Annotated in this window: 14 protein-coding genes; 6 read left to right on the top strand and 8 right to left on the bottom strand. The window is 31.2% G+C overall.

The features are described from left to right. Positions 1-15 precede the first annotated feature (15 nt). The 4 genes from NOVO_07085 to NOVO_07070 form a co-directional block, all read right to left on the bottom strand. Positions 16-1,389, bottom strand: a complete 1,374-nt coding sequence (locus NOVO_07085; protein AIL65763.1) for a hypothetical protein — start codon at positions 1,387-1,389, stop codon at positions 16-18. Positions 1,390-2,485: 1,096 nt separating this feature from the next. Then, positions 2,486-2,824, bottom strand: a complete 339-nt coding sequence (hupB, locus tag NOVO_07080) for a DNA-binding protein HRm (GenBank protein ID AIL65762.1) — start codon at positions 2,822-2,824, stop codon at positions 2,486-2,488. 216 nt (positions 2,825-3,040) lie between these two features. Next, positions 3,041-5,431 (bottom strand): Lon protease, encoded by a 2,391-nt coding sequence (gene lon, locus NOVO_07075; GenBank protein AIL65761.1) that lies wholly within the window; start codon positions 5,429-5,431, stop codon positions 3,041-3,043. 403 nt (positions 5,432-5,834) lie between these two features. Continuing rightward, positions 5,835-7,037 carry a hypothetical protein gene (locus tag NOVO_07070; protein ID AIL65760.1) on the bottom strand — a complete coding sequence of 401 codons (1,203 nt, stop codon included), beginning with the start codon at positions 7,035-7,037 and terminating at the stop codon, positions 5,835-5,837. Between the two features lie 274 nt (positions 7,038-7,311). Between NOVO_07070 and mfd the strand changes: the two genes are divergently transcribed. The 5 genes from mfd (at position 7,312) to NOVO_07045 (ending at position 14,741) form a co-directional block, all read left to right on the top strand. After that, the gene (gene mfd, locus NOVO_07065) at positions 7,312-10,803 is read left to right on the top strand and encodes a Transcription-repair-coupling factor (GenBank protein AIL65759.1); all 3,492 of its coding nucleotides are present in this window, start codon (positions 7,312-7,314) and stop codon (positions 10,801-10,803) included. A gap of 287 nt (positions 10,804-11,090) precedes the next feature. Then, on the top strand, positions 11,091-12,083 hold the full coding sequence (locus tag NOVO_07060) for a Nitronate monooxygenase (GenBank protein AIL65758.1): 993 nt from the start codon (positions 11,091-11,093) through the stop codon (positions 12,081-12,083). Between the two features lie 56 nt (positions 12,084-12,139). Next, complete coding sequence (locus NOVO_07055) at positions 12,140-13,204, top strand: M23 family peptidase (GenBank protein ID AIL65757.1); 1,065 nt, start codon at positions 12,140-12,142, stop codon at positions 13,202-13,204. A 473-nt stretch (positions 13,205-13,677) separates the two neighbouring features. Then, positions 13,678-14,430, top strand: a complete 753-nt coding sequence (locus tag NOVO_07050; GenBank protein ID AIL65756.1) for a hypothetical protein — start codon at positions 13,678-13,680, stop codon at positions 14,428-14,430. A 20-nt stretch (positions 14,431-14,450) separates the two neighbouring features. Next, positions 14,451-14,741 carry a hypothetical protein gene (locus NOVO_07045; GenBank protein AIL65755.1) on the top strand — a complete coding sequence of 97 codons (291 nt, stop codon included), beginning with the start codon at positions 14,451-14,453 and terminating at the stop codon, positions 14,739-14,741. Between the two features lie 31 nt (positions 14,742-14,772). Here NOVO_07045 and lepA read toward each other — a convergent pair whose 3' ends face one another. From lepA to NOVO_07020, 4 genes are all read right to left on the bottom strand, one after another. Continuing rightward, on the bottom strand, positions 14,773-16,575 hold the full coding sequence (gene lepA / locus NOVO_07040) for an Elongation factor 4 (GenBank protein ID AIL65754.1): 1,803 nt from the start codon (positions 16,573-16,575) through the stop codon (positions 14,773-14,775). Between the two features lie 15 nt (positions 16,576-16,590). Continuing rightward, a complete protein-coding gene (gene ctaD, locus NOVO_07035; GenBank protein AIL65753.1) occupies positions 16,591-18,195 on the bottom strand; it encodes a Cytochrome c oxidase subunit 1 in 1,605 nt (534 codons plus the stop codon). 48 nt (positions 18,196-18,243) lie between these two features. After that, complete coding sequence (gene ctaC, locus NOVO_07030) at positions 18,244-19,080, bottom strand: Cytochrome c oxidase subunit 2 precursor (GenBank protein AIL65752.1); 837 nt, start codon at positions 19,078-19,080, stop codon at positions 18,244-18,246. 404 nt (positions 19,081-19,484) lie between these two features. After that, complete coding sequence (locus tag NOVO_07020) at positions 19,485-23,075, bottom strand: Pentapeptide repeat protein (protein ID AIL65751.1); 3,591 nt, start codon at positions 23,073-23,075, stop codon at positions 19,485-19,487. A gap of 59 nt (positions 23,076-23,134) precedes the next feature. Between NOVO_07020 and NOVO_07015 the strand changes: the two genes are divergently transcribed. Continuing rightward, entirely contained in the window at positions 23,135-24,004 is an 870-nt protein-coding gene (locus NOVO_07015; GenBank protein AIL65750.1) for an Alpha/beta hydrolase, read from the top strand. Positions 24,005-24,007 lie beyond the last annotated feature (3 nt).

The raw sequence follows: 24,007 nt of genomic DNA, 5'->3' as shown, positions 1-24,007 counted from the left end.
ACAATAATTTATTTACTACCTTTTTCTACTTTCTTGCTTTAAATCATTCTCTTTCTGCAATCTAATTCTCTCTGCAAAACTAGGCTCTAAACTTGCAGGTTGAAATTTTGCTATATTCCTATTCACTATTCCTTTATTTATACTATTCACATTACTTAACTTAGAATCAGAAACAGATTGTTGAGTTACATTCTTCTGTAAAAAAAGCTCTGGAGCAAGTTTAGGTTTACTTTCAATCTTCCGTGGTGGTAACGGTGGAACAAGTTTAGGTTTACTTTCAGTAGGCCTTGGAGGTAATGGTGGCTTTTCATTAATATTTTGCTCCTTACTTGAAAATCCTACACTTTTATCAAGCGCAGACTTATTATTCAAAACCGTTTTATTATGAATATTCATAATTGTACTTTCACTTACCTGCGGTATTGGGTATAAAGCTGAATATATCTTTTCCTTTGGAGCTGTGATAGTATTCACTTTACTACTTGATTCTTCCTCTTTTTTATATATGACTGAAGGTACAAGGGGTTTTTGAATATATGGCCTTGGGGGAAGAGCGGGTTTTATTTTATTACTAGAATCTACTGTTTTTACCACTTCTGAAGATAAAGCAGAATTTTTATTTATTTCATTATTATTATTTAAATTACTGACTTTATTCTGCTCTTCTTTTAAAATAGCACTTCCTTCTTTTTCCAATTTCTTTTCAATCATCTTTTTTGCATGAGGACGTAAAATCCCCGATAGAGAAGGCTCTTTTTGACCCAATTTATATACTTGCTCAATTTGCTCTTTTGAAGTTTTAAGAGAACATTTACTTAATAATACTCCTAATATTTCTATCTTTTCATTATCAAGAGCTTCTTGAAATAAAGTACGATCTTTTGCATCAGGAAAAACAATATTAGGATCTTCGCCAAGCCCAAATAATATTTTCATACTATCAATATCATTTAATTGATATGCTAACATCATAGGAGTAATACCATTGTTATCAGCTTTGGTATGCAATGTTCTATCATTACGTGAAATAGCCCTACCAAATTCATTTATTTCATGTATAAATGCATTAATATTATTCTTATATATATCTTCTGTAAAAGTCTTCTTTCCCAGTTTACAGTCATTTTTTAATTTAATTATATGGTGCCAAAGATTAGCTCCCCGCTCATCTACAAAATCAAGAGGTGCATTTGTACTCACAAATGTTATTACTTTAGAAGCCTTATTCTTAATTTCTCCATATAATATTTGTGCCATATAGTTCTGCATAAAAGGAATAGCAACCCTTTCTTCACCGCCATATATATCCATTCTACCCTCTAAATAAATATTACAACCCCCTAAAATTTCTGTGACACGTCCTGGTTTCTTATTAATTGGTTTATACATTTTTACATCTTCTTATTATTATAGTTATTTTAATTAAAAAAAATTATAATATATGTAATAATAATAAAAATAAAGTAATATTTTTGTATAATTGTAATAAATAATAAAGAATCCTTAATTTTTTTAAATATGTATTTTTTATTACTTATTACACTATGTAATTAAAGAGAAATTTTAATAAGAAAAAATTCTATGCAAGCTTTGAGAGCAGTAAATTTACTGGAGGAGACCACATAATATAGTAAATTAACCTGTAATTTGTTAACAGTCCCATATATATTATACTAAAGTTTTTAATATACTTTAGATAAAAATACAGCTCCTTTAAAAGTTCAGGACTTATACTTATATATTCAATATTTTTGATTTTAACCAAAAGGTATTCTACTGCATAATTTTACCTTCATCTTTTTATTTTATTTTCTTGTTTCTTCTTTTTTTATCTTGCATATTTAAACTTAAAGTATCAATAATCGTCTAAATATTTTTGCCAGCTATTAGGCTCGATGCATCTAATTAGATACATGGAACCTTCATTTAAAGATTCTCAGAATCCTATTTATAAGAAGTTATTTAGATAAAGTTAAAGCATTAAATTACTACTGCATTTTTGGCTACAGCTATAATTCATTTTTAACTTCTTGGACCTTGTAACTTCTTTTTAAGTTCTGGCCTCTAGCCTAAGCAATTTAAGTATTACTTTGTCGCTTAAAGTTCATGTACTGTTTCGTACATTTCACTTCTCACTCCTAGTAATATTTTAAATTGCCTTTGCTAGACTCTTTAAACGATTACTGATACTACTCATGGTATATATAATTTTTGATCTATGGAAGTATCTTTCTTTAATTTTTTAAAAATTTTTTATTTTTGATAAGAATGTAAGTAAATACAGTAAAAACATTTGAGCTTGCATACGTAGCTACTCTTTCTTTTTCTACTAATGGTTACATGGCCAGACCAAGAAAGCTACAAGTAACGGACAAGAGGTGAGGTCATACTTGGAAGAACTAGTATCTAATTAAAATTTTTACCAGAAGAGCATACATAGCTCCTCTGGTAAAATATATGCTTAAAAAAATTTAAAACACAAATTTTATTTTTTGTGTTTTTTAGCACTCTTACTTTTGTTGCTGCTACCGCTGCTTTTACGATGATTTACAGCATCTTTTAATCCTTTACCAGCTTTGAATTTTGGTAATTTAGAAGCAGGAATATTTAAAGAAGCACCTGTTCTTGGATTACGACCATGACTTGCTTTTCTAGAATTCACAGACCAAGTACCAAAACCTACTAGACGTACTACGCCTTCTTTTCCACCTTTTTCTAAAGTTTCGGTAATAATGTCAACAAATGCATCTAATGCTCTTTCTGCATCAGACTTTGTCATCCCAACTCTATCTGCTATTGCGCTTACAAACTCTTTTTTATTCACTTGAATCCCCTTCTATTTAGTTATACATTATATAATTATTAAAATTCAAACAATATGTATCAGAGCTCTTTATAAAGATAGTCATATAATTTCTATATTCTCTATCTCCTATAATAACACAATCCTAGTACATCTAGTTTCGAACTTTAATACTAAGTGCGGCACTCCATAAAAAAAATACCCACAAAGTAATCTTTTCCTACTTTTGCAAATATGTCAATGAGTTACCACATCTTCAGGCTGTTTTTGTGTTGAAATAGATTCGACATTGTCTATTTCTATCCACTCTACCGGCTTTGGCATAGTTATTAATGCCAAAGAAATAGCTTCAGCAGCTGAAGAAATAGGTATAATTTCTAAACCTTTTTTAACATTTGAAGGAATTTCTTCAAGATCTTTTACATTTTCTTGTGGTATCAATACAGTTTTTATACCACCTCTTAGTGCCGCCAAAAGTTTTTCTTTTAATCCTCCAATACCCAGTACCCTACCTCGCAAGGTTATTTCTCCAGTCATTGCGACTGTTTTCTTCACTGCAATTCCTGTCATAACTGAAACAATAGAAGTAAAAATTGCTACCCCAGCTGATGGTCCATCCTTGGGTGTAGCCCCTTCTGGTACATGTAAATGTATATCTTTACTTTGATATTTAGGAGGAATCACACCAAATTCTAAGGATTTTGACTTAAAATAACTAAAAGCAGCTTGCGCAGATTCTTGCATCACATCTCCCAGTTTACCTGTTGTTTTTATGTTACCCTTACCAGGTAAACTTACTGATTCAATAGCAAGAAGATCTCCCCCAACTTCCGTATAAGCTAAACCCGTAGTTACTCCAATTAAATCTTTTTCTTCAACCTCACCATAACTAAAGCGGTGAACACCCGCATATTTTTGTAGATTACGCGCAGATATACTAACCGTATTAATCTTTTCTTTCTCAATTATCTCTTTAACAGCCTTACGTGCTAAATTAGCAAGCTCTCTTTCCAAATTACGTACACCTGCTTCTCGAGTGTAATATCTTATAATACTAGATAAAGCATCTTCCGATACTTTCCACTCATTTTCTTTTAAACCATGTACTTTAAGTTGTTTAGGTATAAGATGTGTCTTAGCTATTTCAACTTTTTCATCTTCAGTATACCCAGATAACCTAATCACTTCCATACGATCTAACAATGGCCTTGGCATATTCATAGTATTAGCAGTCGCAACAAACATTACATCAGATAAATCATATTCTACTTCTAAATAATGATCTACAAACTTAGAGTTTTGTTCTGGATCAAGCACCTCAAGCAAAGCAGAAGCTGGATCTCCTCTAAAATCAAAACCCATTTTATCTATTTCATCCAATAAAAATACTGGATTCGAAACTTTAGCTTTTTTCATAGATTGTATTATTTTACCCGGCATTGACCCAAGATATGTGCGTCTATGTCCACGTATCTCAGCTTCATCTCTAACACCACCCAAAGAAAATTTAATAAATTCACGCCCTGTAGCCGCTGCAATAGATTTAGCTAAAGATGTTTTACCAACACCTGGGGGACCAACCAAACACAATATAGGACCCTCCATAGATTTTGTACGTTGTTGCACTGCCAAATATTCTAATATACGTTCTTTAACTTTTGTTAACCCATAATGATCTGCATCTAAAGTTTTTTTAGCTAATTTAATATCATTTTTTATCTTAGTATTCTTCTTCCATGGCAAAGCCAAAACCCAATCTATATAGCTACGAACTACTGTCGCTTCAGCCGACATGGTATTCATTAATTTCAATTTCTTAAGCTCAGACTGTACTTTTTCTAGCGCCTCTTTAGGTAACTTTATTTTCTTAATCTGCTGTTCTATTTCCACTAACTCACTTTTATCATCTCCATTCCCTAATTCTTTTTGAATTGCCTTAAGCTGTTCATTAAGATAGTAATCTTTATGAGTTTTTTCCATTTGCTTTTTCACACGACTACGTATCTTTTTTTCCGTATCTAGCAAGTGAAGCTCTAATTGTATACAGTAACATATTTTCTCCAAACGCTTACTGGCGTTCAAGATTTCTAAAATTTCTTGTCTATCATGAATTTTTATTAATAAATGACTAGCAATAATATCAGCTAACTTAGAGGGACTCACAATTTCTTGTAAAGAAACCAATACATCTTGATTAGCTCTTTTATTCATTTTTACATATTGTTCAAAATGAGTAATCGCAGTCCGCATTAATAAATTAGCTTCATCACTCTCACTATCTTCTTCAACTATATCTTCAACAAAGGCCTGAAATAAACTTTTCTCATTGACAAATTTTGTAATCTTTACTCTTTTTTGAGCTTCAACTAAAATTTTTACTGTTCCATCAGGTAATTTTAACAACTGCAAAATATTACCTAATACTCCTACTCTAAATAAATCATCTTCTGTAGGATTATCTACTGCACTATCTTTTTGGGTTATCAATAAAACTTGCCCATTTTTTTCAATAACTTGTTCCAAGGAACGTACTGATTTTTCGCGTCCAACAAATAAGGGAACTACCATGCCAGGAAATATTACTATATCTCTCAATGGTAATGTTGGGTATAAGTTATTATCAGACATAATAAATTTTCCATTTCTGAATTTAATATAATAAGTATGTATAATAAGATAAGTATATAATTCACAAAATTCAACTAGGAATAAGTAATTTTATGCAAATTATAAAAAAAGGACGACCTATAATCCAAATTCTCCCACTTTATGCATCATTTAAGTTTTACTATATTATAATAGTTAAATACTTAAACTATATTAATATAAGCTGAGCTCTAGTAATAAACAAATGATGGATAAACTATAGTTTTTTCAGTTGTAGCAGATAGGAATGATGAGTAAAACCTACTTTTTGTTAGGTTAGCGGAGAAGAACGCATACGCTAATTCAAATCAAAAAACTATAAACAGTAGGATCCCTAGGAAAGCGTTGTTGAGCATGTAGGGTATAGGTATAATTATTTAATATACTATTCACCTTGATCATGATTAGTTGCACAGATTCCATTTGCACAAATGTATTTGGTATCTTGAAGAGTGGCTTTTTCCAAAAATTCAACAATATTAAATTTTTCTCTACTAAGAGCATATTCACTTATGGTACATAAGTTGGGTGCAGCTTTGATAAAAGAATCGGTATAGGATAATCCTGATTTTTCCAGTTCTAGTAAAGTTGAATCTCTTAAACCCATGAACTCAAATTCTGCCCTAATATCAATGTTATTCTCACTAATAAAACTCTTAAATGTTTCAACCCTATCTTGTAATATTAGATATTCTAATTCCAAAGTGTATCGATAGGTAGGTAATTTACTTTTGATGGTTATTAAAAACTCTGCAAGATTTTTAAGAAAGATTAAGTCAGCGCCTATTACAGGATCGTTGAACAATTCATAAACTTCAAACAATTTATTTAATCTACGATAAATCGATTCCTGCCATAAATCATCTGGTATGTGGCCTAGATTACCTATAGCTTCAGCAAGGCAATTTAAATTATCTTTAATAGCTTTGTGTAATCTATAATTCCCTCCCTTTAGAGTTTTTAAAACACGTTCTTGGAAAGTTAAATTACTATAAATACCTATATTAAGGTCATGATCAATTTTAGCAAGAATAACATTATTAGAAATGGGAGTAATAATACCAAAATTTCTTGCATTAGCATCGCTCTCCCCGAGTATCATAGCTAGTGAAATAAAAGTGTAATAATTTGAAAAATTGGCCTCTTTACAATTAGGAAAATCATCAAGTAGTGACCCATAACAAATTTTGTTAGTACTAATCATTGATTCATAATTCTTAATAAATTCAGACCCTATAAGAAGTTCGGTAGGTGATTTTATGAATTGCAAATTAGGAGCAGCATTTCCAAGTACTAGCTTATATATATCAGCTAATAAATAATAAATTAATGGATCAGATAAAGTTTTTCTATCACGCAGTAAAGTTTTAGAGGTGCTAAATACTGCCCAATAATTTTCGTTAAAATCTTGTAAAAGGGTACTATTTTTTGTTTTACCTTGTCGTAAGCTGAGATTACCACTTACTTCTGGTAAGTTATCAACTGACAAAAAGTTTTTTATATCCAAAATCTCTAGAAGAGGTAAATTATTAAAATTTTCAGTATATTCAATTTTAAAGGTTTCTATGGGACAGAGAGTTTCAGCCATTGCTTGAATTATACTAAAAATTTATATTTTTTAATATAACATTATTTGATTAAAAGTAAATAAATAATTATTTAAAATTAAAATCTTAATAATTAGGAGTTTAAACCGGGGTAGTTTATTTCTACCAACTAAAAAGCCTAAGCTATTCTCTAATTAGGATACAATAAGAAATATTGACCGTTTATTTAATTTATAATATAAGAACATAAAATTTCTTCTTTAGCAAAATAGAATTGGTATTAAAAACTTTTAAGATAGTTGCCTATTACTAACTATGTTCCAAAAAAACTTATTTATTCAAAATAACCAACAGTTAATTTGTTGTCCTGTTGCATCTAATGCTAGTAATTGTGTACTTGCTGCTATTTCAATAGATAATCCTACAAAAAATATACTATATATAGTAAATGATGAAGTAGAACTCTCTAGTATTGTTAAAGAATTAAATTTTTTTATAGCTGGCACTAAAATTATAACTCTTCCAGGCTGGGATTCGCTGCCATATGATCGAGTGTCTCCAAGTAAAATTGTTTCCAATAGTAGAATTCAGGCTTTATACAGTATAGTAGCTGCTGAGAATAGGGTAATCTTAGTAACTACTTTAAATAGTATGATCCAATATACGGTGCCTCCGGAAATGCTGATTGATATGAGTTTTTCTATAAGGCAAGGTTTAGAATTAAAGCGCGATGATTTTATCGATAGATTATTAGAGTATGGTTTTTTAAAAGTTTCAATTACGAGTGAAGCGGGAGAGTTTTCAGTACGGGGCAGCATTATTGATATTTGTTTACCAAATGAAGAGCAAGGAATACGTTTAGATTTTTTTGGTAATACCATTGAATCAATAAAAGTTTTTGATCTTATTACCCAAAAAAGTGATAAAATATTAAAAGAAATTACTATATTACCTGTGAGTGAAGTAATATTAAATTCCACCTCCATTAAGAATTTTACGCAAAATTACCTGAAATTATTTGGTATTAATAAATCTGATCTTTTATATGAAGCTACCCTCACTGGTCAGAGATATATTGGTGTTGAACATTGGTTACCGTTATTTTACAAAGATGTCGCCACGATATTTGATTATTTAAAATTTGATATAGTAATTCATGATAGTAATTTTTGGACCGCTTATGAAGAAAGAAAAAATTTAATTCATGAATATTACACTGCACGTCTAGAAAGCATCAAAAATGTTATGAAAGATATGATATATAATGCTGTGCCTCCGGAACTAGTATGGATAAATAAGACTGAATTAGAAAGTAAATTATTATCAAAATCAGTAGTAATATTAGATCAATTCTTGCACACTGATAGCAAGAATGTTTTCACTCTTTTTATTAATAAACTCCCTAATTTTTTATTACAGGCGCGGGTAGAAGAAAAACCTATTTATGACATATTACATTCCTATATTAAAGCTATTCAGTTATCCAATAAAAAATTAATAATTTGTTGCACTACTGAAGGTTCAAGACAAAGAATATCCCATATACTACAAAGTAATAATATAACTATTTGTAATATAGAATTATGGAGTCAAGTACAGAAATTAGATGTTAATATAGTTGGGATTACGGTGTATCCTCTATCACAAGGATTTGAGCTAGAAAAATATGTTTTAATCAGTGAGCAAGATTTGCTTGGAGAACGTATAAGGCCTCGGCGTAACTCTCGTAAAAGACTGGAAAACATTATTAATGAGACTGTTTCTTTTGCTGTTGACGAGTTAGTAGTACATCGTGATTATGGTATAGGGCGTTTTATAGGGCTGGAAACAGTTGATGTGCTTGGTATTAAACATGATTTTTTATCTTTAGTTTATGAGGGCGGAGATAAACTCTATATACCAGTTGAGAATATTGAACTTTTGAGTAGGTATGGATCAGATAATGAAGCATCGGTTCTTGATAAGTTGGGTGGTACATCATGGCAGATACGCAAATCCAGATTACAAAATCGTATTAAATTAGCTGCAGAAGAATTATTAAAAACAGCTGCTGAAAGAGAACTTAAAACTGTAGATAGTTTTAATATAACCAGTGGTATGTATGATGAGTTTTGTGCAAAATTCCCCTATCCAGAAACTGATGATCAATTATCAGCAATTAGAGAGATAGAAGAAGATCTGTCTTTAGGTAAACCTATGGATAGATTAGTATGCGGAGATGTAGGATTTGGTAAAACTGAAGTTGCACTGCGAGCTGCGTTTATTGTAGCCCTAGCTGAAAATATAGTAAAGCCACAGGTTGCTGTAATTGTACCAAGTACTTTGCTTGCTAGACAACATTATTTAACATTTAAGGAGCGCTTTGCAGGGTTTCCTATAAAAATAGCATTACTTTCCAGGATGGTTCCTGAAAAAGAGATTACTCTTGTTAAGCATGATCTTGCAGAGGGTAATATTAATATCATTATAGGTACACATGCCATATTAAATAAAAATATTGAATTTAAAAATCTGCAATTGATCATTATAGATGAAGAACACCATTTTGGTGTCGCTCAGAAAGAACGGTTAAAACAGCTACGTGCTGATGTACATATTTTAACCTTATCTGCAACTCCTATACCTCGTACCTTACAAATGTCTTTAGTTGGGATAAAAAAATTAAGCTTAATTGCAACTCCTCCTATCGATAGAATAGCTGTTAGAACATTTATTATGCCGTTTGATTCGGTAGTAATTAAAGAAGCAATTTTAAGGGAGTATAACAGGGGAGGAAAGATATTTTATGTTTGTCCTAAGATAGCTGATTTAACTGAAATACATAATATACTAAAAGATTTGGTACCCGAAATTAGGATGGTAGTGGCGCATGGACAGATGCCTGCAAGTAGACTTGATGATATAATGAATGCATTTTGTAATAATGAATATGACCTCTTATTATCCACATCAATTGTTGAGTCTGGTTTGGATATTGCAAGTGCTAATACGATCATTGTTCATAGGGCAGATATTTTTGGATTGGCACAATTATACCAATTACGTGGTAGGGTAGGCAGAGGAAAAATACGTGCTTATGCATATCTCACCTTGCCTCCTAAAAAAATTCTCTCTAAAATTGCTTTAGCTAGGCTTGAAGTTATGCAAACGCTAGACTCTCTTGGGGCTGGGTTTTCCTTAGCGAGCTATGATATGGATTTACGTGGTTTTGGGAATTTAGTTGGAGAGGAGCAATCTGGACATATTAAGGAAGTTGGAGTTGAACTATATCAAGATATGTTAAAAGAAGCTGTTGAAGCTTTAATCCAGGATAAGAACATTACAAAGTCTGAATTAGATAAAAATGAAAGCGGTAGCAACACTTTCGTTCCTCAAATGAACTTAGGATTATCGGTGTTGATACCAGAAAGTTATATACCAGATTTATCACTTAGGCTGGGCATATATAAAAGGGCATCAACTTTAGAAAATGAACAAGAGATAGAAGAGTTTGCTCTTGGACTAATAGATCGCTTTGGCGATTTGCCTAATGAAGTAGAACATTTATTAACTATACTTAAATTAAAACAATTATGTTACAAATTCAATATAGAAAAAATAGATTCAGGACCACAAGCTGTAGTTATAGCATTTAAAGATAATATTTGTCATAATCCTGAGGAGTTATTAAATTATATTAGGAAAAATCAGATAAAATTACGTGCAGATCAAAAACTATTATTACCTATAAAGATTAATGATGCGGAAGAAAGATTAAAACAATTAATTATCAAGCTTAAAGAACTGAGTTCCATAATAACTATCTGACCTATAGTAAATTGATTTGAACTTGCGTACGCAGTTAGCTCAAATACCAGATTACCGCCTTCGCGGTAATGACAAAAAAGAAGATGTTTTTTCTTGGACATACCCGCGTATGCGGGTATCTAGGGAGGTTGGTAATGTATTACTAGATTACCGCTTTCGCGGTAAGGCCTTGTTGCATAGTTCTTCTTAGAGAATAATAGTAACTTAGTAAAATTTATACTTTCCTCATAGACTTTTCAATCTATGTATAGTAAAAATATACTGATAGGATTAAATTGGAGGCATCTTTGAATACACTACAAACACTATGGAAAAGAGGAACTGATTTTTTAGGATCTAAATATGCCATTTTAGGTGGCGCAATGTCCTGGGTTTCTGAAAGTAACTTAGTGTCTTCAATCTCCAATGCTGGAGGGTTTGGTATTATTGCGTGCGGCTCTATGACGCCCGCACTATTAAACCAGGAAATCAAAGCAACGCAAACAAAAACCTCAGCACCATTTGGTGTAAATCTTATAACTATGCACCCTAATTTAGACGCTTTGGTAGACGTATGTATTGCATGCAATATATCTCACGTAGTACTCGCAGGAGGCCTACCAAAATCAAACACTATTACCAAGCTTAAATCACATAATATAAAAGTTATGTGCTTTGCACCAGCACTTATTATCGCTAAAAAACTTATAAAATCTGGTGTAGATGCAATAATTATTGAAGGAATGGAAGCAGGAGGACATATAGGACCAGTTTCAACTTCAGTGCTCGTACAAGAAATATTACCCAATATTAGCGAAGTACCTATATTTGTAGCGGGAGGCATTGGACGTGGAGAAGCTATATCAAGCTTCTTACAAATGGGCGCAGCTGGCTGCCAGCTAGGTACCCGTTTTGTATGTGCTCATGAATCAATTGCCCATCCTAATTTTAAACGAACTTTTATTCAATCTCATGCTAGAGATGCTGTTGTATCAGTGCAAGTAAGCGAAGAATTTCCAGTAATACCTGTGCGCGCTATCGCTAACAATGCAACCAAAAGCTTTATTAATGTACAGCACGAAACCATAACGCTGTATAAAAATGGGCTTTTATCTAAAGAAGAAGCTCAATTAAAAATAGAACATTTTTGGGCTGGTGCTTTACGTAAAGCTGTAATAGATGGTGATATAGATTATGGATCAGTTATGGCTGGCCAGAGCGTTGGTATGGTAAATCAAGAACAATCAGTACAAACCATTATTGAAGAATTAGTACAACAAGCAAACAATTATGTCTCTTAAAGATTTATTGTAATTATTCAATTAAACTATAGTAAAAATAGGAATAATGCATATAAATGAATAACATACATATTATTGAATCTAAACAACCCATACTACAATTTATAGTAAAAACATTTGAATTTGCGTATGTCGTTGCTCTTCGCTCATCACTCCTGGCATCTATATCTAATTTCTTTTACCATAGTAATATAATAAGTCATTGGGTTTTTAATATTATATTACTATCTTTATTTTTTATATTAAACATTTCCTGCACTACTAATAACCAGAACAGGTATATTACCCCAAACGAACGTTTGAACCATATTCAAAATTTAGCTAATGAAATTAATCAAACAACTCAAACTCATTATGGTAATATCATTATTAAATATGACTTATTAAATATAGATAATAATTACTGTTTTCCAAGTAATTTATATATTTCTCTTATTACAGATAAACCCGAAACTATAGATCATTTTTTATGTAAATTATATAATATAAAACATAAAATATTATTATACCATAATAATCTTCTAGCTTTAGCTAGTAAAAATTCTGCACCACCTATAACCAAACTTAAATCTTTACTCAGTTTGCATCCCCAAAAACATATAAATAACTTTAGCAGTTTATCAAATAGCGAGGATATATTTTCAGTCATAGAAGATTCTCCTAGATTAAATCTTTTAGATGAATTATCGTGTTTAGATAAACTTGCAAAATCAATACCCACTTATCCCCCCATTTATAATTATAAAATTACAAGCAATTTTGGCATTCGAATATGCCCCATTAGAAAAAGAGTTAAACACCATAATGGTATAGATCTATCTTCAATACATGATGCAAAAGTTTTTGCGTCAAGCACGGGCAAGGTAATAGCAAACTTTTCTCAAAAAGGGTACGGCAATATTATAACCCTTGACCATGGAGATGGCTTTACTACTTCATATGCTCACCTTCACAGAAGTTTGGTAAATATTAATGATATAGTCTTGGCCGGACAACTCATAGGATTACAAGGTAATACTGGTAGCAGTACTAGAGAACATCTACATTATGAAATTAGATATAATCATACACCTCTAAATCCTAAACCCTTCCTAAATTTTAACTATAAATGTTGTAAATAACTAATTTTATACCAAGTGGTAAAGAAATTATAGTAAGAGGACAACATGGAATTTAAACTAGGGAATGGGTATATAGTAAAAGAAGTTGAATATTGGTTACTTGGTCAGATAGAGCTAAGAGCTAACTGAGTACCGCAGACTTTCAAAGATGAATACGTCTATTTTTAAAAGTCACCGAATATACATCAAAAAAACAACTATATTTTTTATATTTGCTTCCTGTTATTTAATACTTATTGAATATTTTATTGAATTTTTTTCTTAAACATTATATACAATAATTATTAAATATTTAATATAAGCGCAATATATGAAAAAATCTGAGAATAATATACCGACATTACCTACTTCTCCGTCTTCCTTTATAAATAACCCAATCTATACAATCCCATATATCTGGTAAAGCTGAAGAAAAAGAGACTACTGAAGAAATTCATAATTTGCCTCAAGAACAAATACAACTCATTCAGAAAATGTCTAGCATTGATATAAATGATAATCAAACTTCTACAAATGAGTATGCAGTTTCGACACCAGATACTAAAAAATTAGAACATGCTCTACACACAGAAAAACAAAAATGTAAAGAATTAACTAAAACATTACAAATCTATCGCGATAAATGCGAAGAACTTTACAAAAGACTTCAAATTTATCATAAACAAGAAAAACTATTACAAGCCTCAATATCCTCTCTGCAAGATCAAATTCAGCTATCTAATATAAAGCAACAGCATTTAATTAATGAATTTATTAAAAATATGACATTACATATTCAAGAATTAAAAAAAGATATTTTATACAAAGAGCAAACTATAGAAATGCTTATCAATAATTTAGAAATATATAAGATAACCCTTGGCCTATTGATACAATACAGTGGAATTCAATATACTATAGAAAAAGCGCAAACAGATTATAATAATGCTTTTGACCAACTACAAAATATTTGTCAAAAATACATAAATAGCAGACATAAGATAATTAATTGTAGTCAAAAAACCATACCTTTAATAAAAAATGCCCATAGCATATCATATGAAGATATACAGGAAAAAATATATGGAAATATACGTACTCCTGGCTTCAAAACTAAACTTATTGAAATACATCAAAATAATCCCGAAAATGTATTAAGTGTTTTAATAGATCTTATCCAACACTATGGCTCTGATTCTAGCAAAAAATCTTATATCTTGCACAAAATTTTAGAAAATCTTTTATAGATGCGGTAGATTTTTTATGTATGGAAAAGACGGGTAAAGAAAATTATAATGACGAAGTAATCTTTCAAACCAATTGGAATAAATATTATAATTTACTACAAAATATTATAGATACTTACAATCCAGAAGATTTTCTAAGCTTCCAAGCTGCTAAACAGGAAAGCTTGCGTAATATAGCTAGCCAAAAGATGAGATCAGCCAAAATAGAAGCTGACAACATCCCTAGCAATAGTGAGGTACTGGAAAACTTTTTTACTAATAGAGAACAAGCAAGAAGAAATCATAATATACCCCACAGAGGAATTTCTTGATATAAACTTTATAACGATCATAACTTTATAATTAGTTATCACTAATTTTTAAAGCAGCAATAAAGGCCGATTGTGGAATTTCAACATTCCCTACATTGCGCATACGCTTTTTCCCCGCCTTTTGTTTTTCAAGTAATTTACGTTTTCTGGAAATATCCCCTCCATAACATTTAGCTGTCACATCCTTACGTAAAGCACTTATAGTTTCACGTGCAATAATCTTTCCGCCAATAGCTGCTTGTATTGCAATTTGAAACATGTGCCTTGGAATTAGATCTTTTAAACGTTCACACAATTCACGACCACGAGTCTCAGATCTTGATTTATGTATAATAGTCGAAAGTGCATCTACCACTTCTCCGTTAACTAATATAGATAATTTAACTAATTCGCTTTTCTGATAATCATCCATTTGCCAATCAAAACTAGCATATCCTCTTGAACAAGATTTAAGCTTATCATAAAAATCAAAAACAATTTCATTTAAAGGTAAACGATATACCAGCATCACTCTGCTACCTACGTAACTAAGATCTATCTGTGAACCACGTTTATCATTACATAATTTTAATACGACCCCTAAAAATTCTTCAGGTACAAAAATGGTAGCCTTGATCCATGGTTCCTCCATATATGCAATAGACGTGGTCTCGGGCATATCTGCAGGATTATGCAATTCTAGTAACGTTCCATTATTTAAGTGTATTTTATAGATAACACTAGGAGCAGTTGTAATAAGATCTAAATCAAACTCACGCTCAAGTCGTTCTTGTACTATTTCAAGATGCAATAAACCTAAAAATCCTGAACGGAAACCAAATCCTAATGCTTTTGATGTTTCCATCTCATATTCAAAACTAGCATCATTTAAGCGTAGTTTTGCAAGCGAATCCCGCAAATGTTCAAAATCACTACTATCTGCCGGATATAAACCACAAAACACCACGGGTAAATTAGGTTTAAACCCTGCTAATGCTTTTGCTGTTGCATTCTTCTCATCCACTATAGTATCCCCAACTTTACAGTCAGAAACTTGTTTGATACTGGCTGTAAAAAATCCTATTTCACCAGCTTTTAACTCATTAGTTATAAGTTTTTTAGGAGTAAATACTCCAACACTATCAATATGATAAATACTATTCGTAGCTAGCATTTTGATTTTCATACTCTTTTTTAAGACTCCATCCATAATTCTTACCAGAATTACTACTCCTAAATAAGAATCATACCAGCTATCTACTAGTAGCGCTTTCAATGGTGACTCCACTTCACCTTGTGGTGGAGGTAATAATTTAACAACAGCTTCAAGTACCGCTGCTATACCCATACCGCTTTTAGCAGAAATTGGAACCGCACCGCTCGCATCCAGACCAATTAAATCTTCTATTTGCGCTTTGACACGCTCCGGATCAGCTGCCTGTAAATCTACTTTATTTAAAACAGGAATAATTTCGTGATTATTTTCTAATGCCTGATAAACATTCGCTAAAGTTTGCGCTTCTACACCTTGGCTCGCATCAACTACTAATATTGATCCTTCACACGCAGCTAGTGACCGACTAACCTCATAGGCAAAATCTACATGCCCTGGAGTATCCATAAGATTCAAAGTATAAGAATGTCCGTCTTCTGCCTTGTAAATTAACCTTACTGTTTGCGCTTTAATAGTAATGCCACGTTCTTTTTCTATATCCATAGAATCTAGTACTTGTGCACTCATTTCACGCATTTCAAGCCCACCACATAGCTCAATAAGGCGATCAGCAAGAGTAGATTTGCCATGATCTATATGAGCGATAATAGCAAAATTACGTATATATTGAAGATGGTTCATATTAATTTATTACCCTTAAATTTTAGGCAATTTTTCAAAACTATGAAAAGGTGGTGGAGAACTTAATGTCCACTCAAGCGTGTTTGCACCTTCTCCCCATGGATTAGATGGGCATGGCTTACCATATCTTAAAGTATGAAAAATAATACCAACAAAGAAAAAAGCAGCAAACATTGAAATAATAGAACCTACTGAAGATACCATATTCCATCCCCAAAAAGCATCAGGATAATCAGGAATACGTCTTGGCATACCTGCAATCCCTAAAAAATGCTGAGGAAAGAAAGTAAGGTTTACTCCTACAAAAGTTAGCCAAAAATGTATTTTACCTAATAGTTCAGAATATTGCTTGCCAGAAATTTTACCAAACCAATAGTAAAACCCAGCAAATGCTGCAAATAAAGCTCCTAGCGACATTACATAGTGGAAATGTGCGACCACATAATATGTATCATGATAAATTTTACTTAAAGATGAATTCGAAAGCACGACACCTGTGATTCCTCCTACTGTAAATAGAAAAACAAAGCCAACAGCAAATAACATAGGAGTTTTAAAATCTATAGATCCTCCCCACATCGTTGCAATCCAACTGAAAACCTTTATCCCTGTTGGAACGGCAATAATCATAGTTGCCGCAGTAAAATAAGAGAGCGTATCTACACTTAAACCAACTGTAAACATATGGTGTGCCCATACCGCAAAACCAACAAAACCTATTGAAATTATAGCATATACCATGCCTAAATAACCAAAAATAGGCTTACAAGAAAAAGTAGAAATTACCTGACTAATTACCCCAAATCCAGGAATTATAATTATGTATACTTCAGGATGGCCAAAGAACCAAAATAAATGTTGGAATAATACAGGATCCCCCCCTCCTGCTGGATCAAAAAATTTAGTGCCAAAATTTCTATCAGTTAATAACATCGTAATTGCTCCAGCTAAAACAGGTAAAGCTAGGATCAATAAAAAAGCAGTGGTTAATATAGACCACACAAAAAGAGGCATTTTGTTTAATATCATGCCATTCGTTCGCATATTGAAAATCGTAGTAATAAAATTAATAGCCCCTAAAATTGATGAAATACCAGCTATGTGTAAACTGAGTATGGCCATATCTACAGCTGGTCCTGCATGCGAAGAAATACCACTTAAAGGTGGATAAATTGTCCAGCCTGTACCAGCCCCTCCTTGTATAAATGCAGAAGCTAGTAGTAATATAAACGAAGGTACTAGTAACCAAAAACTGATATTATTCAGACGTGGAAAAGCCATATCCGGAGCACCTATCATGAGCGGTACAAACCAATTACCAAAACCTCCCATTAATGCTGGCATAATCATAAAAAACACCATAATCAGCGCATGAGCAGTAATTAAAACATTATAAAATTGGTGATCACCATGCAAAAATTGTGCGCCAGGACTTGTTAATTCTAATCTAAATATTAAGGAAAACAGGCCACCAATTATACCAGCAGATATAGCAAAAATTAGATACATACTACCTATATCTTTATGATTGGTAGAAAAAAGCCAACGCTTCCACCCTGTAGGATGGTGAGAATCATGTGCCTGATCTTCAGAGTTCATTACTGTTGTTTCTTGTATCATATATTTCAAACCTCTAGACTTAAGTAAATAATCAAATTAATCTCTAATTCAGTAATTTTTAGCTAATAATGCATACTTGCTCTCGAACTTATTGGCACTAAAAGATGTTTTTGCTTGCTGTAACCACTGCTCATAATCTTCTTTTGTTTTTGCCTCTACAACAATTGGCATAAACCCATGATTAATTCCACATAATTCTGAGCACTGACCATAATAAACACCAGGCTCTTTGATATTCATCCAAGTTTCATTGGTTCTACCAGGAACAGCATCTGTCTTAACTCCAAATGATGGAATAGCCCAGCTGTGAATCACATCAGCCGATGTAATTAAAACTTTAATATTGGTATTAATGGGAACCACTACCCTATTATCTACTTCTAATAATCTTTTTTGACCAGGTTTCAGCTGATCATCAGTAATCATATAACTCATAAATGTTAAATCATCATTATCAGGATATATATATTCCCAATACCACTGATGGGCTACAACTTTTAAATTCATCTCCGCATCTGGTATTCTATCTGCATAATATAAAGTTTTTAATGATGGTACTACTATAGTTACTAAAATAAGTACTGGTATAGCAGTCCAAATAATCTCTAATATAGTATTATGAGAGGTTTTTGAAGGTATAGGATTATTTTTTTTAGAAAATCTAATACATACATACGCTAGTAATATAGATACAAAAATTAATATACACGCAATAACAATATGTATATAGTCATTGAGCTTAGTTAATTCCTCCATCACAGGAGTTATAGCACGCTGTGTCCACATTTGCCAAGGGTGTGGATAATCAGCCACAGCCGTATTTGTCACAGCAATAATAGGTAAGAAGCATCCCATTAATAGTAATATTATTTTTTTTGCTAACATAACTTATCACCATTTATACTAATTTACTTATAGTTTTTTAACTTACTTTATGTATATTATTTATAATTACTTATGCAAGTATTATTATATAGCAAATTAATTTGCTATATAAATTTAATATTACAAGTATATCATGACTGAGTTGTACATCAATCTTAAAGTAATCGCAAGAGCTAGAGTAAATAAAGTTGGTGAAACTTTTATAGACTCGGAAGGACAATCCATCTTAAAAATATATGTTACTTCCCCTGCAGAACAAGGTAAAGCTAATAAAGATGTGATTGCATTACTAGCAAAACACCTGCATATAGCAAAAAGTAATATTGAAATCATCCAAGGAAAGTACAACAATAATAAATTATTACGTATAGATAATTATAATGCTAAATTATAAAAATTTATTTCTATATGCTACGTCCCTTATCTGGTGTCTTAGGTGGCTTTATCTCTGTTGCTAAATTGCTTTTATTTTCGTTTAATCTAATAAAAATTTCTTTAATGGATTCTGAAAATGCTTTCGATAAATTTTTAATAGGTAGATATAATGAAAAAGCGCCTTTTGTTTGTTGATAATATAGCTCCGTAAGAGAGGGTAGGACATTTAATCCAGAAGGCTCAGGAAGACTTCCTACAATTTGCTCTTTTTTATCTTGCATAAAATGTTTGATATCTATGCCTAAATTTTTTACTGTAGTAATAATACCTACTAAATGTTGAAAAATTCGTTCACGATCTAAATTATTCTTACCATGACCAAATATATTATTACCTATATCCTCTACTAAATCTTTAGTTAATATCTTCTCTTCTGGAGTTAAAACAGCCTGGGCTTGTATATAAGATTTTATAGTATATTTTAATTCGGGAGATGTTAAGTCATCGATTTGTATACCTCCAGTCAGATACCCAGCCTTAGTATATTTTGTCCCTCTGTCATAATATATCTGGGTTAAACCTGAAGCTTTATTTACTCCACCTTTGTTTGTAAATTCAATATTACCTATTAAATCTTTTGTATTACTAAAAAATTGATCCCAATTTATAATTGGATTTTCTACCTTTAACTCTTGGATAATATTAGCTAAATGCTCTGCAAGTAAGCGTGTTTCGTTTGTTCTAGCTTGATTTAATTTTTCACCACCTTTAAATAAATTATGTGCTATTTGCATAGACATTTTATAAGGAATTAAGTTTTCTCGAAGAGAAGTAATAGTTTCAGGAATGCTATCAATATTATTACCATTAATACCTTGATCCAAATGTTTTACTAATATATTTAAACCAGGATAATTTTGAGAAATTTGCTGTAACTCTATTAAGTCTTTTTGTAAATGAGGGTCTTTGTCAAAAATTGCTTTTAATGATTTTTGAAATTTTATACAAAATTCTTGTTTCTGTTTATTCTCATCTGGAAACTTGATCTCTCCAATTTGTTTAGTTAAATCATTAACTACCTGTAGAAAAGTGGTATCTTCTAAATTAATTCTTGCATTGGTAACTACATTTGAGATGTTGGCAGCAGATGTAAGTTGTGCTTCTGAAATGTTAGAGTTATATAAGTTTGAATTTGATAAATTTACTCCATTTAATTTAGCTTTCGAAAAATCCGCATTTTTAAAAGACATCTCAGATAAATCCATATTACTAAAATCACCAGATAGTTTTACATTATCTAATACAATATTAGCTCTAGTAAGAACACGCTTTGAATCACGTATCGAAATTAATAAAGTCTGTAAAGACTTGGGATCAAATGTAGCACCACTAAAGTCAGTGGTAATATTTTCTAGTTGTTTGGTATTAGGATTTTCTACTTGCTTAGTTAGAAATACGGTGTTAGAAAAATTTGTCTTAGTAAATACTGCATTTTTAAAAGACCCGCCAGTAAAAGTACTACCTGTAAAATCAAAATCTTTAATATTTAAATTATCAAATGCTATATCAGGTAGTTTTTTTGCAGCAAACGCACGCTCATTAATTTCTTTTTCTATTTTGGATGTAGGAGCAGGATTTTTTTGAATATAGCTAATTAGTATATCATATAAGTCATTGCTAGTAGTAGCACGCGCAGAATTATTTAATGCTTCTTTTAAAAAATTTCCTAACGTTTGATCTTGGCCAATAATATTCCCTAACCCTATTTTATCTTTTAAATGTGCTGCCAAATCAACAGGCGCTATAATATTGTTTTGTAATATCTTTACGGCTTCTGCTCTTGTATCATGACTTTGTAGAATTTGTCCGGTTAATTGTAAACTTTGAGATAGGGTATTATATAATCCACCTAAAGGCTCAAAATTATTTAATTGACCTAAAATTAAACCTGATAGTCCTTGAATATTACCTATACCAGCTTCTACTGACAAAGCTTGAATAAATTTAATAATATGTTTTTGATTTTCTGGACTATTTAAAAATTCTGTGAGCTCTGGGGATTTTTTGGATAAATCTATAATATTATTAACTACACTAATATAGCTAGGATTTTCGTTAGATAATTCTTTCAAAATTGTTTCCAAAGTTTCTGGATGTTGTAATAAAATTCCACTAATTTTTAGTAGCCTAGGATCAACATTATAGGGCTTCAGTATAGCATCAACCATATCAGGCTCTTGTTTAAAATAAGATTCTATAATATTGTTAATATTTTGTGCATTATTTGCAAGAGATGTGCATATATTTTGATCTGATAGTAATTCAGAAAGCTTAGCGATTATAGGAGTCGTAGATAAATTAGGCGTATTTGTCCAGTTTATGTACTCGTCATTCAATGCTTTTAGCAATTTATGATTATTTAGCAAAGGAGGAATCATACTCGATATAGCAAAATTATTATCTCCTACACCATATGGTAGTGTGGCTCTTAAATCATCTCTAACTGTTAAAAAATGCTCTATAGCTTTACCAGTTTCAGGATCACGTAAAAATTTATCAAATTTTTCATTATCAGACGCAAAATTTAATAAAACAGTTCCAAGTTCTGGAAAGTTATTTTGGTTATATAGATCATTAACTTGTTTTAATATTGCAGGATTATCAAGAAAAGGTTCAAGCACACGGAAAATATTAGGATTATCAATACCAATAGCTTCGAATGCGGGCAAATTCTCTTGATAATAATTCATAATATAGGAACTTATTCCTGAAGAATTTTTACTTATAACTTTTGAAAGCTCAGGATATTTATTAACAAAATCAATAAACTCTGTACCTAATTTAAACCAATCTTCCTTGGAAGGTGAATTATAAATTTGTTTCATTTCTTCTAATTCTTTAGAAGATTTTGTTTTGAAAATATCATTAACACTTTTTAGTCTCTGCATGATACTATTTTTATCTGTTATTCCAGATATATACTTCCCTTCTAGATCTTTAGATAGTTGGGTTAAAACAGATAATTTATCAATGATGTCCGAAGCTTTTGAAGGAGGAAGATATGGTGACACTTGCTGATATAATGAATCTATTTCTTGCATTTGAGTAGTAATAGTTGCATTACTATAACTACGATATAAGCTTGCTAGCTCAGTAGGATGACTAAACAATTGATCAGCTATTTCTGAAATATTAAGAGACTTACCAAAAATTTGATCAGTATCTGGTTTTAATTTTTCTAATAAATCATGTATTTTATCTTTATTATTTGCTAATAGTTTCCAAATTTCGTCTTTTTGTAATAAGCTTTCTAACGATAATTTACCTTCTATATATTGACCCACAACAGGCCCCACATTCTTTATTTGCCTTACAGAAAATATAACAACTTTTGCTATTAATTTTAATAATGAAAATATGCTATGATTTTGTGAGAACTTATTATAGGTATGGTATATAGAAGCAACTTCTTTAGGGTTATTAACAATATGCTCAATTATTTTACTAAATTTAGCGTTATTCTTAGCATTTTTATCCGGAGAACTCATAATAAACACCTTATAGTAAATGATTAAAGTATTTTTAGTAATATGAAAAGTATAATTTATAATATGTAACATAAGTTAGTTAAAATTTATTTAATTTATTAAGTAAATAATATTTAGGGAGATAATTGATAATGTATAATAAGGTTAGGGCAAAGGAATTTTATGTACAAGGCAAAGACGCTAGACACAAAATGGCATATATGGAATGGGGTAGCGAAAACAAAGAAGTAGTAATTTGTGTACACGGCTTAACACGCAATTCTAGAGACTTTGATTATTTAGCCCAAGAACTCTCAAAAACCTATCGTGTTATTTGTCCAGATATCATAGGACGTGGTAAAAGTGATTGGCTAGAAGATCATAACTTATATAATTATGATACTTACGTTTCAGATATGAAACAATTTCTTCAATATCTTAATATTCCTGAAATAAATTGGATTGGTACATCTATGGGAGGATTGATAGGGATCATTTTAAGCGCAAGCGATGACAAAAAGGTGATCAAAAACATGGTACTTAACGATATTGGCCCTTTTATTCCTGAAAAATCTTTACAGAGAATAGCAAAATATATTAGTATTAATCCTAAATTTTCTAGTTTAGCGCAAGCTGAAAGATATATACGAGATATCCTTTCTCCTTTTGGCATTAAAAAAGATGAAGACTGGAAATATATTACTATGCATAGTATTTTGGAAGATAGTAATGGAAATATAATACTTGCATATGATCCTGCTATCTCTAAGGTTTTTTCGCAGGCAGATGCACTAAAAGATATAGATTTATGGAATCTATGGGATAAAGTGTGTGCTAATATACTCGTTTTACGAGGCACATTATCAGATGTATTGGAGCAAAAAACGGCAGAATATATGGTCAAAAATAAAGATTCTGCATTATTAGTAGAATTTCAAGACATAGGACATGCTCCTGCTTTAATGAGTAGTGAACAAATAAGTATAATAAAAAATTGGTTAGATAGTAAAAGAATATTATAAAGA

Source organism: Rickettsiales bacterium Ac37b (assembly GCA_000746585.2).
Taxonomy (GTDB): domain Bacteria; phylum Pseudomonadota; class Alphaproteobacteria; order Rickettsiales; family Arcanibacteraceae; genus Ac37b.
The sequence above is the reverse complement of the archived record's forward strand: the minus strand, read 5'-3'. Positions and strand labels throughout refer to the sequence as shown.